General features: G+C 52.0%; 10 protein-coding genes and 2 pseudogenes. 4 read left to right on the top strand and 8 right to left on the bottom strand.

The annotated features are described in order from the left end of the window. The first annotated feature begins 45 nt into the window (after positions 1 to 45). Positions 46 to 993: an ornithine cyclodeaminase family protein gene (locus AC2FIP_RS16810; RefSeq protein ID WP_496787326.1), complete on the top strand. Its 948-nt coding sequence runs from the start codon at positions 46 to 48 to the stop codon at positions 991 to 993. A gap of 306 nt (positions 994 to 1,299) precedes the next feature. Here AC2FIP_RS16810 and AC2FIP_RS16805 read toward each other — a convergent pair whose 3' ends face one another. Both AC2FIP_RS16805 and AC2FIP_RS16800 read right to left on the bottom strand, forming a co-directional pair. Then, on the bottom strand, positions 1,300 to 1,836 hold the full coding sequence (locus AC2FIP_RS16805) for a luciferase domain-containing protein (protein WP_496787324.1): 537 nt from the start codon (positions 1,834 to 1,836) through the stop codon (positions 1,300 to 1,302). A 66-nt stretch (positions 1,837 to 1,902) separates the two neighbouring features. Beyond that, positions 1,903 to 2,493, bottom strand: coding sequence for a YceI family protein (locus AC2FIP_RS16800; RefSeq protein WP_496787323.1), 591 nt, complete (start codon positions 2,491 to 2,493; stop codon positions 1,903 to 1,905). Between the two features lie 124 nt (positions 2,494 to 2,617). Between AC2FIP_RS16800 and AC2FIP_RS16795 the strand changes: the two genes are divergently transcribed. Next, the gene (locus tag AC2FIP_RS16795; RefSeq protein WP_496698601.1) at positions 2,618 to 3,199 is read left to right on the top strand and encodes a TetR-like C-terminal domain-containing protein; all 582 of its coding nucleotides are present in this window, start codon (positions 2,618 to 2,620) and stop codon (positions 3,197 to 3,199) included. A gap of 466 nt (positions 3,200 to 3,665) precedes the next feature. Then, positions 3,666 to 4,422: pseudogene (locus tag AC2FIP_RS16790) on the top strand (IS5 family transposase). A 74-nt stretch (positions 4,423 to 4,496) separates the two neighbouring features. Here the strand turns inward: AC2FIP_RS16790 and AC2FIP_RS16785 are convergent. From AC2FIP_RS16785 to AC2FIP_RS16770, 4 genes are all read right to left on the bottom strand, one after another. After that, entirely contained in the window at positions 4,497 to 5,507 is a 1,011-nt protein-coding gene (locus AC2FIP_RS16785) for a DUF2955 domain-containing protein (protein ID WP_496787321.1), read from the bottom strand. Next, positions 5,497 to 6,561: an HlyD family secretion protein gene (locus AC2FIP_RS16780; RefSeq protein WP_496691973.1), complete on the bottom strand. Its 1,065-nt coding sequence runs from the start codon at positions 6,559 to 6,561 to the stop codon at positions 5,497 to 5,499. Before AC2FIP_RS16780 ends, AC2FIP_RS16785 begins: the two co-directional genes overlap by 11 nt. Beyond that, positions 6,558 to 7,637: an AI-2E family transporter gene (locus AC2FIP_RS16775; RefSeq protein ID WP_281995029.1), complete on the bottom strand. Its 1,080-nt coding sequence runs from the start codon at positions 7,635 to 7,637 to the stop codon at positions 6,558 to 6,560. Before AC2FIP_RS16775 ends, AC2FIP_RS16780 begins: the two co-directional genes overlap by 4 nt. A gap of 142 nt (positions 7,638 to 7,779) precedes the next feature. Further along, entirely contained in the window at positions 7,780 to 8,046 is a 267-nt protein-coding gene (locus AC2FIP_RS16770; protein ID WP_246097203.1) for a potassium channel family protein, read from the bottom strand. 423 nt (positions 8,047 to 8,469) lie between these two features. Between AC2FIP_RS16770 and AC2FIP_RS16765 the strand changes: the two genes are divergently transcribed. Next, positions 8,470 to 11,118, top strand: a complete 2,649-nt coding sequence (locus AC2FIP_RS16765) for an AsmA family protein (protein WP_496787320.1) — start codon at positions 8,470 to 8,472, stop codon at positions 11,116 to 11,118. Between the two features lie 129 nt (positions 11,119 to 11,247). On the opposite strand, the gene AC2FIP_RS16760 is transcribed toward AC2FIP_RS16765, so the two are convergent. Continuing rightward, positions 11,248 to 11,535, bottom strand: a complete 288-nt coding sequence (locus AC2FIP_RS16760) for a DUF3604 domain-containing protein (RefSeq protein ID WP_496787424.1) — start codon at positions 11,533 to 11,535, stop codon at positions 11,248 to 11,250. Then, a pseudogene (locus AC2FIP_RS16755) lies at positions 11,483 to 12,288 on the bottom strand (DUF3604 domain-containing protein). Before AC2FIP_RS16755 ends, AC2FIP_RS16760 begins: the two are co-directional and overlap by 53 nt. Positions 12,289 to 12,356: the final 68 nt, after the last annotated feature.

The raw sequence follows: 12,356 nt of genomic DNA, 5'->3' as shown, positions 1-12,356 counted from the left end.
CAATGTATTCAGTCAAAAAGCCAAATTGCTTAAGTGAGGGACTCTGTGACTTCTGAGAACGCCTTAATTTATCTGTCTGACGACGACCTCGGGGGTTTAGGCATCCAACCTTCGGAAGTTGCCGATGCCATCGAGGCTGCTTTAATAGCCAAGGCAGACGGAAAGCTTCACACTTCTCCCAAGACAGTCATTTTGCCCGGCGATGGGCGCTACGCAATGTCTACATTGGCAATGGGAGATGATGGATTCATCGTGACCAAGCAGGTTACAGTGTGTCCGGAAAATCCGGCGAGGGGTCTTCCCGCGATAAACGGTGCCATCATGGTTATGGATGCGCAAACCGGACTGCTTCGCGCGGTCTTGGGAGCGAATTGGATTACGGCAAACAGAACTGCGGCTCTGTCAGTGGTGGCAGCGCGTCGGCTTGCTGACCCTCATGCCGAGACAGTGGCTTTTGTGGGCGCGGGCGTGCAGGCTCACTCCCATCTAGCTGCGTTTTCAGAACTGTTTCCCTTGAAACGAATCCGCGTGTTCGGGCGAGGTAAAGAGAATGCCGACAAGCTTTGTCGTTATGCTAGGGGCATGGGTCTCGAAGCTGAAACATGCGCCGATGCCAATGACGCTTTGAGTGATGCCGATCTGATAGTGACATCGATAACGTTGGACTACTCCATTGAACCCTTCTTGGATGCCCGATGGCTGAAGCCGACTGCCTTCGCCACCATAACTGATGCGTGCATCCCGTGGGTGCCGGCGCACATGATTGGTTTCAAAACGGTAATTGTCGACGACCGTTTGCAGGAGCTGGAAAGCGACAAGCCGATGTTGCCATACGAGCAAATTGCTGGCGACTTGACGGAATTGGTCGCTGGTAAAGTCGACGTCCGAGCACGCAATAAACCGGCGGCTTTTGCTTTCAGAGGGATTTCATTGGGGGATTATGCTGCTTCGGTCCTCGCAGTTCGCCGGTTCACCGAAAAACCCGTGAAGTGAGCCCAAAGACATGAACACCCACTTTGTAATTAGATACCGGAATGGTCGCTTTGGGCGCAGATACGCCATTCTCTGCGATCAGTTCAATTAGTTGGTCGCAGCCCAAAGCGGGCATTTGCCACTGAGCTTTGCAAATTCAACTGCGCGGGACGGGAGTTACTATTGGTGCTGAAGGTTTGAGCGCACGCTCCGAGCGCTTCGCCACGGCAAGAATGTAAGAAAGAAATTGACCGTGAAAAGCAAGGCGGCTGAAACAGCACTCTTTAAGGAAGCAGGCGCCACCGCACACTTTCGGGCAAAACAGGTTTAACCCAAGGTGTTGCCGGTGATGAAGGTGTACGAACTTTCGACCAGATCGATGACGACTTCCAACTCTTCTGGTGTGGTTGGAGTATAGATCATGACAAAGCCGCTCCATCCGGGGCGTTGATCAGCCCAAGGGTGAGCTACGGCCCAGCCAGCCTCAATTGCTTTTCGCGCCAATGCTGGGTCGAGCGAAGCGTGCAAGCTGCCATCAGGATGCATATGCGCAAACTCAAACCCACCGACGATAGAGCTCGGTTGAGACAACAACATGCCGGGATCAAGCTGAAAGCCAATCGCGCCAGGTAGTGATATGCGTGTGGGGCCAAGTGTGACCCCTGGGAATTGCGCAACTCGCTCCAGCAATAGCCGGGCCAAATCGGCATCAATTTCGACACCAATCTGAGTATGCGGTACGCCGCTTGTCGTTTCAGGGCGAGGCGAGGTGCGCTCCGGGAACGCGTACTCTTGCGCATATGCCAAAGGGCTCGTGACCGCCGCTACTGCGACAACAGCAAATATTTTCGGGAAAATATCCATATTGTTGGCGACCCCGTCAAAAGTTAAGAAAGAGCACTCCGTGCAGTATCAGCGCACTTGCACACATCATTCAGCCTTTAACGCTTCGATATTGATCAAGAGCTCTATTTCGTCGCTCACCGCAGGTGCAAACGCCCCAAGTCCGAATTCAGACCGCACGATAGTCGCCGTGGCTGCCAGCCCCAAGGTTGGCGTGCCCTCTTTTGGGCCAAACGGGTATGGCGCTGACTTGTTAAGCGTTGTTTCCAGGACAACAGGTTTGGTGATGCCATTCATGGTCAGGTCGCCAGAAATATTCGCGGTGTTGTCCCCGGTCACTTCAATGCTGGTTGAGGCGAATGTGACCACGTCACCGTCACTCGCGCTAAAAAAGTCATCGGACATGAAGTGTTGCAAACGGGCATCCCAGCCCGTGATCATGGATTTTACAGGCATAGACACTGTGACAGATGAGGCCGACGGATCATCTTCGTTGAACTCTATCTCACCGCTAAAACCTGAGAACATTCCAAATGTTTCTGAGAACCCGATGTGGGCGTAGCTAAACAATACCTGGCTGTGTCCAGGATCCAGCTCGTAAGTGCCACTCTCGGACAATGCGGTTGTCGCGCCCATCGATAAGATTACCGCCAGCGGGGTTGCTGCCACTTTAAACATTGATACGCTCCCATTTTGACAAGACGTGTTTGCGAAATTGAATTTTGGGATTTAGTTTTTAGCTTGCCATACTTTTAGGACAAAATGTTCTACTATGCAACAAAATGTTCTATAGGAGGGGTGATTGAAAGAAGATCCTAGGCTGATCGCCACACGACTGACCGCGCTTGATGCTGCGCAAGAGATACTAATGGATGAGGGCGTGCTGCATGTAACTCATGGCTCAGTATCGAAGGCAACGGGCATTTCGCGCAGCACACTTTACAGACACTGGCCAGATGCGCGTAGTCTGCGTGATGCAGCGTTCAGGCGCATCGCAACACCGCAGAACATACCGCCCAAAACCGATGGCCCGCTACGATCTGACCTGCGCTGGCTACTCGGTGTACTGATGGGAGCCTTGAATGACACGCCATGGGGCCAAATCGCGCCTCAGGTGGTCGCTGCTGCGTCCAACGATGCAGAAGCGAGGTTGGTGATCACTGAATTTATGAAAGACAGGTTCGCAAGTGTTGAAGCAGTATTTGCAGCCGCAATAGGCCGCGGTGAGATCACCGCCGACATCCCGGTTGACCAACTCATAGAACTAGCAGTCGCTGCACCTTATTTCCGCAAACTCATACGTCACGAGGCACTGGACGAGGATTGGTTGGATCAACATGTTGATCTGCTTTGCAATATAGCGAAAACCAATACGGGACATTGAACATCGCCTGAATTTGCAGACAAAGCGACCAAGAAGCCTAACGATTTCCAAGATCGCGGTGGGGCCACGTTCGCTGCGTGACATCAGCACGTCGCATGGTCAAAACGAACTGCTACTCACAACGTTGATGTCTGTACTCTGATTTGTCGCTGCTGCTCTTTCCTATTGCAACATGAACACCTTGGGTTCAGTGTTGCCATTGTCTGCAGCAAGCACGATAGGCCGCAAGCAGCCCAAAGCGAACCTTCAAGACAGGAATTTGCAGTTTCGTTGATGCGAACCTACGCGCCGTTCGCTACTCTCGCATAAAAAGCATTCACAGTCTCGGTTAGCGGCCATTCAACAACGCTTGCCATGAATTGACTTTTGGTGCGAAGGAAGCTTTCGCTTGGATCTATGTTAGGCTCAGGATGCATTGATTTTCGCTGCGCTGCGTGATTCACAGCTCCAAATATGGAGCGATGACATGAGCGACCTTTATTGGCTGACAGACGAGCAGATGGCCAAGCTTTCCCCTTTCTTCCCGAAGTCGCACGGCAGGCAACGGGTCGATGATAGAAGGGTGCTGAGCGGGATTATCTTCATCAATCGGAATGGGTGCGTTGGCGAGGTGCCCCCAGGGAATACGGACCTCACAAGACGCTCTACAGCCGGTGGAAGCGTTGGAGCGAGAAGGGCATCTTCGCACGGATGATGGCTGGTCTGGCCGCCGAGCACGGTGAAAGGAAGATGGTCATGATCGACGCCACATATCTAAAAGCCCATCGCACGGCGTCCAGCTTGGGCGTCAAAAAGGGGGGCGTGGCCGCCTGATTGGCAGAATCAAAGGCGGCATGAATACCAAGCTGCAAGCTATCTGTGATAGCCAAGGTCGCCCGCTCAACCTGTTCGTTACCGCCGGGCAGGTCAGCGATTACATCGGTGCTCGGGCTCTGCTCAGCAGCATACTAAACGTGGATTGGCTGCTCGGGGATCGCGGCTATGACGCCGACTGGTTCCGTGAAGCGTTAAAAGACAAAAGGATACGCGCCTGCATCCCAGGCCGTAAGCAACGCAAGACACCGGTCAAATACGATAAGCGCAAATACAAACGCCGCAACCGGATCGAGATCATGTTCGGCAGGCTCAAGGATTGGAGGCGCGTGGCGACACGCTACGACCGTTGTCCCAAGGTCTTCCTCTTAGCCTTCGCACTCGAGGCAACCGTTATGTACTGGTTATGAATCTTGACCCTAAGTAGAATTGGTCAAGTTGAGAACTCTGTCGGTTTCAGCGCCAAGCCTTGTTGCAACAAACGTCATTGAGCCGCCTGGCGCTCTTTTTCCGGCCAGAATTCATCTACCACGACATATGCGATGATTACAAAGAAGGCGGCGCTGGCAACTTGTAAAACTCGAGTGATGCTCTTGACGTCAGCCTCGTCTGAAAACGGTGCAACCGACCCGCCGTATACAATCAGAGCCGTTGTAATAGCAGAGCCGGCAGCGGCGGCGAGTGGGGCTTGAGATTTACCGAGTGCTCCGAGTGTCAGGCAAAAGAAAAAACACAGCAGAATGGGCGTTAGAATAACCGGAGCTATTACGTTTATCTCATAGCAAATGATGGATACTGCCGCCCCAAGAAGGTTTGCCGTCAGCATTGCTTTTGCAACTGTTTTGCCTGCAGCGGGCATTGCCGCAAGTTGCTGGCTCAGCAGGGCGACAAAAAACAAAACAAGTAGTGCAGATGCGCCGGAAACAAAAAACGCCAAGGCAAACGGCACTGTTACAAGCGACATCCTGACTATTCGGCGATGTGGGTCGAAGTTCGGCGACGATGCGGCCTTCTTCTGGGCCGCTGTTTGAGGTTCGGCGGGGATCAGCGCGAACATTAGCGTCGATACGAAGCCCGCAAACAGCAGATTCAAAGGTATCCAATACACAAGCACCAAGGCCAGATCCTGGGATTGCAGAACCAAGTTTGGGATCATCAATGCCCCCATGAGAGCTATGACACCGGGTAATACTCCGGCGCCGGAAACTGACCACATGAAAGACAGGATTATTCCAATCGCCACCAGCATCAGAAATACAAGCGGATATGGTGAGAAGATTGACGACATCAGGAACGAAATGAACATCAATCCAATAGAGAAGACAAAGAGCTTCGCAAATGCTGTCAAAGGCAATGCGGCAGGTGCTTGCAGAAAAAGGGCGGCGAACACCGCCCCAACGACGGCAAGCGGCCACCCAAGAAATAGGCCCAATGAAAAGACGCCGGTAACACCCAGCGCAAGCCGGGTGACAGAGCGTTGGTCCTCAGTACGCATAGGACAGAATTGAAACCACGTGAATGTAGGTACGTCCCACGAGGTTCAGCAACGAGTTGTCGCTTAGGTACATGATCACATCGGCTTGCCCATTCAACTGAAAGCGAAGGTCGTCTTCGGTGCTTCCGGCTTCATAGCCGGGTAAAACGATCCTGACTGGGAATCTCTCAGGCTCTCGTAAAAAACCTTTGGTGCTTGGCGGGCTCGCCAATTGCCCGGGCACATCACCGCCGCTTAGGGAAACCGCCGAACTAAAGCTCTCAATGACGCCCGGAATAACCTGACCTGGATGCATGTCCAACACTACATCAACCGGAGACCCTATCGAGGCTCTTCCTAGGTTGTTCTCGGAAAAATACGCCTCAATCCAGACGTCAGTTGCGTCCAGAAACGTCAACAGATCCTGACCGGATCGCGCATATGTTCCGGGGGCTATCAGCAAATTAGAGATGACACCTGTCGCCGGAGCGCGCAACTCAGTCCACTCAAGGTTAAGCTCTGCATCCGCCAAGGCGGCCAACGCGCGCTGGATTTTCGGATTTTCAATCCCGTCGTCACCAAGTCTCTGTTTTGCTTTTTCCAGATCTGCTTTTGCGTTCTCATAGTTTGCCTCGGACTCTGCCAGTTGCCCTCGCGCATCATCGGCCTTTGAGACGGCAATCAACCCTTTCTTTTCGAGCGCAAATACGCGTTCTGTTTGAATGCGCATCGTATCCAGATCGCTCTGCGCCCTTGCTAGTTTGGCTTGTGCCGCTCTTACTTCTGCCGAAGATGCGCCGACTTCTTGAGTGGCTGCTTCGAGATCAGCTTCCGCTTTGTCGCGCTGAATCTCGTAGGGTCGCGCATCGATCCGGACAAGGACATCTCCGGCCGAGACAATCTGACCATTTTCGACCAATACTTCAGTCACGGTGCCAGTCACCTGAGGGACGATCTGAGTCGCCACGGCTTTTACTCTGGCGTTCCCGGTAAATGGCGTTTTCCGATCAGCGACCAAATACCAGACAAGGAAAATCAGAATGACAGCCAGGGTTGTCCATATCGTTTTCCTCATTTCGTCGTACCATCAGCAACGCCCTCGGCTTCGGGCGAGGTATCAATCCAAACCTTGAACAGCTCATAGAAGACAGCAAAGAGAACCGGCCCCATAAAGACACCGATCAAACCGTACGCCATCATACCTCCGAGAACACCGATGAGGATGACCAACATAGGAGTCTCGAGGCCTTTTGAGATGAACACGGGTCTTAGGAAACTGTCCATTATAGTGACGGGAACAGCCAGTATGGTGAAGATCAAAGCAGTTCCGCCGGACATGGAACTCCATGCGTAGATAATTACCGGTATAAGAACCAATCCGGGCCCGATTTGGATAATCGAGAGTATCAGGCAGATGAATGCCAACGTGGCGGCCGAAGAAATCCCAAACAAAGCCAACAGTATCCAAACGCAGACCGCTTGAATGGCAGCTACGCCAATCACGCCTTTTGTAACGTTCCGAATTGTTGCGCCTGCCAGTGTTACGAATTCTCCACCGCGCGGAGCGAAAACACGGTTGGCAAAGCGCTGAAGACCCTGGACCATATTTGGCCCGGGGCTGAACAACGCCCCCATAATCAATACGGACAGAGCTAAGCCAAGAAGCCCGATGCCGATGCCCAACACCTTTCCAAACAGCGACTTGGTGATCTCAAGGATTTGCGCGCCATATTTCGTAAGCGCGCCGTCAAGATTGCGCTCAAACATCCCCCAGACATCGGAAATTTTGTCTCCAACCAATGGCAATTCCTTGAGGCCCTCGGGCGCAGGGGGGACTTTCAACTCACCCTTGTCAGCTTGTTCCGCGAATTCAGCCCCTAGTTCTGCAGCACCAGACACCGCAGTTGCGACAGGCCCGAGGGTCAGAACAAGGCCCAGCAAAACCAAGATCGTTGTGGCAAGCTTTTTCCGACCTCCCAGCTTGGACTGCAGCCAATCAAATGCCGGGTAAAGCGCCACACAGAGGATAGTTGCCCAGATAACCACGCTTGCAAGCGGGGCCACCATGACCAGAGCGCTGTAGAGAAATAGTCCGAGAAAGAGCAATCGTATCGCTAGATCGACAATCTTTGCGTCCTGTGTCTTTTCCATTCCATCCCTCCATATATTTTTTTGAGTTTTAGTGATCATCTATCAGCTTGAAGGCGCAAATGAATCCAGGCCGCGGTTTGAGATGCACAGACGGGCCAATGCCTGTGCAGGAACTCGGTTTGGCTCATTTGAGTGCAGTCTATTAGTCCGCTTTTTTGTCGTCTTGGGACAAGATTGTATCTGCCACTGTGGTCGCCGCGGTCACGAAGACACCGAGGCCCACGATGATGTAAATCATTGTGAAGATCTTCCCTGCCGCGGTTTCAGGTGAGAAGTCACCAAACCCTACGGTCGAAATTGTCACTACAGAAAAGTAGATTGAGTCGAGCCAACTCCAACCTTCGACAAAGTGGTAAAAGACCGAGGCCCATAAAATCATTCCAACCGTGAAGGCAAGAATACCTTTCACTCTACTGTCCTTGAAAGCGACGCCTATCCCACGTGTTATTCTGGTTAGTGAGTTCATCCTGTCCTCGTCGTTTGAAAAATTCACATATAACAGTAATTGGATAAATGTAGGAAATCGAAGAAATCTGGCTGCCAATAGCTTGGGGGATGCGTCGAGCCGCTGAAGTCGCAACCCCTGCAACGTGTCCAGTTCTGGTCGGTCAGACTCGCTTCAAGCCGGCTGATTGGAAGCTGGGTCAGCGGTACAAAAGTTATTTTGTCATCTACCCGTGATTTAGCTGTCCGTCCAAATCAGCGAGAGTTATCAGCTGTACGGTCAAGATCATTCAGAGGTCGGGAAATTTACCGACCATATAATCCATTAACCTAACAAATAAATGGTTTAGGTTGCCCAAGGTATGAATCGGAACATTAGGAGAAAAGCGTGCGATACGTTGCAAAAGGTGTATTGGTTTGTTGCGCTGTCGCGTTTGTGGCTGTGTTAGCAGCTTGGCTTTTCCTGTCTTCTACGTTGTTTTCTTCTGTAAGGACCACCTTCGTTGAAAACCTAATCTCCAAGAAACTTGGTCAGGACGTTATCATAGAGGATGAAGTGCGTCTGGGCCTTGGCCGGCACTTGCAGGTGTCAGCGGCGGGGCTGATACTACCCGGTTCGCGGAGAGCGAACGAGAATCTGGCAGCAATCGACGGACTTGAGTTCGAAATTTCCACGCGCGACCTCTGGAACAGTAATCTATCGCTGAGCAACCTTTCTCTCTCGGGCGTTCACCTGAACCTGATCACAGGCAAAAACGGCGTCGGAAACTGGCAGTCCCTTTCCCAATCAGATGTAGAAGCCGGGCAAGCTGCTAAGTCTCCGAAAAAGCCTTTGGCTGGAGTTCTAACGGACCATAAAATTGACCTGACCGATATCACCGTTTTTTACCAAAACCATCTAAACGGGCTTGAGCTGGATCTGCAGCTTTCTGAGCTGCGTCTAAAACGCGATACGGAAACCGACGTTGCGACCGCAGTTGGGGCCGGTTCGCTAAACGGAGAGAGGTTTGATCTGAACGCGACATTCCCTGCGGAAGACCCGTTTCAGGTAGCGGTGAACTTCGAACAGATTTCGATTACCGCAGAGGAATCCCCCATAGAAGACGGGCTGCAAGTGAAGACGACCCTAGAGGTTGTAGAACTTGGCCAGCTTCTCGATATCCTGAAGCTTGACCGTGTCCTGGAAGGTTCAGGGAGTATTAGTGCAACATTCAATTCGGTCGACGGCGTTGCCGGGATTGATGATCTAAGTGTTTTGACGGAGTTGGATGGCGGGCAAAGCCTCTCGCTGACAGGACAAATCGGAGAATTGGGGAACCCGGAAGACGTATCGCTGACAACCCGCATTCGGTTGTACCCTGAAGATGCTGAACCGGGCACAGCCGCATCGCGGTATGATCTTAAACTTATCGCGGTCGACATGGTTATCGACAGCGTCCCCGGGCAGATTCCGCAGCGGCAAATGGTCATTAAGACCAACGGATTCACATTGGACACGTCTGGCGAGGGTCCGCCTCCGATCAAGTTCTCCGAACTTTCCAGAACACCAGAAGGCACCTTAAGGGTCGGAAGCATCAACTTGAGAATTGGGAACCCCGCTGATCCGTTTATCATTTTGGACGGTTCGGTCGATGACGCGCTGCAGTTACAAGGAATATCAGCAGAAGGTCTAATGGATATTCCGGCAAGCAGTTTGATCTCACCAGAACTGTTAGGACCGGACGACCAACTCGGCAGGTTTTCCGGCGACTTTCATTTGAATGGCGACATCAGTCAGCTTTCGTTGACGAATTTAGATGGAAAGACAAGTGAAACAGAAGTCTGGAACCTCGAAGTACACGGCACTGTCAAGAATGTACTCAAATTCGAGGACCTGGATTTGGCAATTGATGTTGAAGTCCCGTCAGGAGCGGACCTTTTGGAGGCACTATCGCTTGAACGCGTGGAAACCGGACAGGCTCGCCTTGAGATTGACCTCGCTAGCGAAGGCACCGATTGGAACGCGAGTGCCAATGTCGAGGTTGCTGAATCTGTCCTGGAAATTGTCGCCGATCTTGATGATGCAACAAGTGATCCTGTGCTGAAGGGTTCCATAGAGAGTGACCTGATAAAGATAGATCATATCCGAACCATCGTTCAGGCCGCCGCACAGTTGCGGAAGCTAGGCGGTACGGAGCCCGATGAGGAAGATGTCAATCAAGAAGCCGGTGGCACTAGCCCTTTAAGAGATGTGACGCTTAAACCAATTGGACGTTCAGTTCTTTTGTCCGGTATGGATATGGATGTCGACATTGACCTTCGGCACATAGAGGGTGCCAAAGGCATTAGCAGTTTGCAGAGCGAACTGACGCTTAACAAAAATGAGCTTAAAGCTGGGCCTTTGAAATTTGAATACGGTGGCGCTCATTTCGACGTCAGCGGGCAAATGGATCTATCGAACGACGCGCACCTGCTCACGTTGACCGGCAAGGCAGGCGGCTGGCAGCTGGATGATATTCTTCACGGTCTGAACTTCAAAAAAGGTGCAAGCGGTACGATTTATGCAGATTTTTCGGTGTCAGGAGGAACCGATTCACCCAAGCACTTTGCCAACAGCATGAACGGCAACGCCACAGTTTCATTACGTGATGGCTCGATCGAGACCCAGCTTTTGGATTTGGCGGGGCTGGGTGTGCTACCTTGGGTGTTTACCAAAGAAAAACAAAAGGTTGCCCCAATCATATGCTTGCGCGCGCCGATTAGTATCTCCAATGGAAGTATTTCGACGAAACAAACCACCTTGGAAACGGATCATGTCCAAGTTGTCGTTTTTGGCGGGGTCGATGTGGCTGGCAAGGTCTTGGATTTAGATCTACAGCCCCGCAAGATTGGCGAACCTCTTTCGAAGAGCCCCTGGCCAGTGACTCTAAAAGGCCCGCTAGCTAAGCCGAAAATCAAGGTCAAGGACGGCCCGAAGCGACTGAAACGATCAGATGGTGCAGACAAAATGCCTGCCAAAAGAAAACTCTGCGTCCCGGATATTTTGCAACTGCAGTAGTGGTGGAGGCAGTTGGTTCAGGAACAATCTAGAATTAAAGAAAGATGATAATGCTCCCGAAAAGGGATTTCCGCTTTGAGCCCAGAGCGGACCAAGTAGATTCTGGTTTCAGCCTTATAATAATCGTCCCTAAGGTGTGTGCCAGATTGGCGATGTGTATGCCCTCTCTTGTATCGACCGTGGGGCTTCGTCAGGGATCTCCGTTCCGAACACTTTGGCATCGTATGTTGTCCAACGTGGCGTTGGTATTGCCAACACTCTGGCATAGTAGAAAGAGCTTTGTTCCGGATCGTAATCGGGGTCTTCCCAATACCCGGATAGAATTGCCTGACCAATATCGTTTGTCCAAGTAGCGCTCTCAACGTCAACCGTGTCGCCAACGGGTCCGCCACACTTCGCGCCCGCCGCAAGATATATCGTAAACGCGTTCTGTAGTTGTCCCGTAGCTATTTAACCAACCTTTGACGATTTGAATGCGGTCTAGATTGGCTCCATCGGGACGCCTCCTTCATATCCATACGCGGCAAAATCAGCACGCGGCAGGTCCGTATCTTCAAAATCGTATCCGGCAAAAACGCGAATGCGCATGCGCGGACCTGTGGTTGCGTAGACTTCTTTCCCAGCAAGAGCGTGCCAAATGGCCTCGCGTGTGTTTTCTCTTGCCCAAACTGCCGCCATTCCCGACGCCGAAGTTTGCCATGCATATTGGGCAACCTTCTCGTCCCCACCGATACCGCCCACGACTTCTTCGAAGCGGACCGGATCCGCAGTGGATTCAACGGCAGCGTTAAGTTGTTGCCCAAACTCAGTCATGAGAAGCGTGGCGTCTTTCGCTGCCAACAGCGGCGCGAGACCCAAGTTCTCAGCGTGATCGGCAACCACCAAAAAGTCCAATGGTCAGCGCAGCCTAGCTTCGACACCGGTGCTGGATATCACCACCTCGTCCTTGGCAAAGCGGTACGCTTCATCAGGGCCTAGCACATTGCCGATCATACCGACATCTGCAGAGTAGGACGTATGCAAATGAGTGTCGCCAAAAAAGACCTGATTGGGAAAGCTCTGCCGTGGATAAGGTGAATACTGCCTGTCGCCGCGTTGAGTGCTCGGGATGTCCTCGGCATGGGCGCAAAAAGCAAGCAAAATGGTAAGAACAGATGCAAAACGGATCATTTTCGACCTCATCTATTGCACGAATGATGCTACGTTAAATGCATATTTCTACGACTCGTTCTTGTTCT

The sequence above is a fragment of the Ruegeria sp. CDSB114 genome, from assembly GCF_059611025.1.
The sequence above is the reverse complement of the archived record's forward strand: the minus strand, read 5'-3'. Positions and strand labels throughout refer to the sequence as shown.

Excerpts from the sequence above, each read along its gene's own strand:
- AC2FIP_RS16805 (WP_496787324.1), bottom strand. The coding sequence starts at position 1,836 with ATGGATATTTTCCCGAAAATATTTGCTGTTGTCGCAGTAGCGGCGGTC.
- AC2FIP_RS16800 (WP_496787323.1), bottom strand. The coding sequence starts at position 2,493 with ATGTTTAAAGTGGCAGCAACCCCGCTGGCGGTAATCTTATCGATGGGC.
- AC2FIP_RS16785 (WP_496787321.1), bottom strand. The coding sequence starts at position 5,507 with ATGCGTACTGAGGACCAACGCTCTGTCACCCGGCTTGCGCTGGGTGTT.
- AC2FIP_RS16780 (WP_496691973.1), bottom strand. The coding sequence starts at position 6,561 with ATGAGGAAAACGATATGGACAACCCTGGCTGTCATTCTGATTTTCCTT.
- AC2FIP_RS16775 (WP_281995029.1), bottom strand. The coding sequence starts at position 7,637 with ATGGAAAAGACACAGGACGCAAAGATTGTCGATCTAGCGATACGATTG.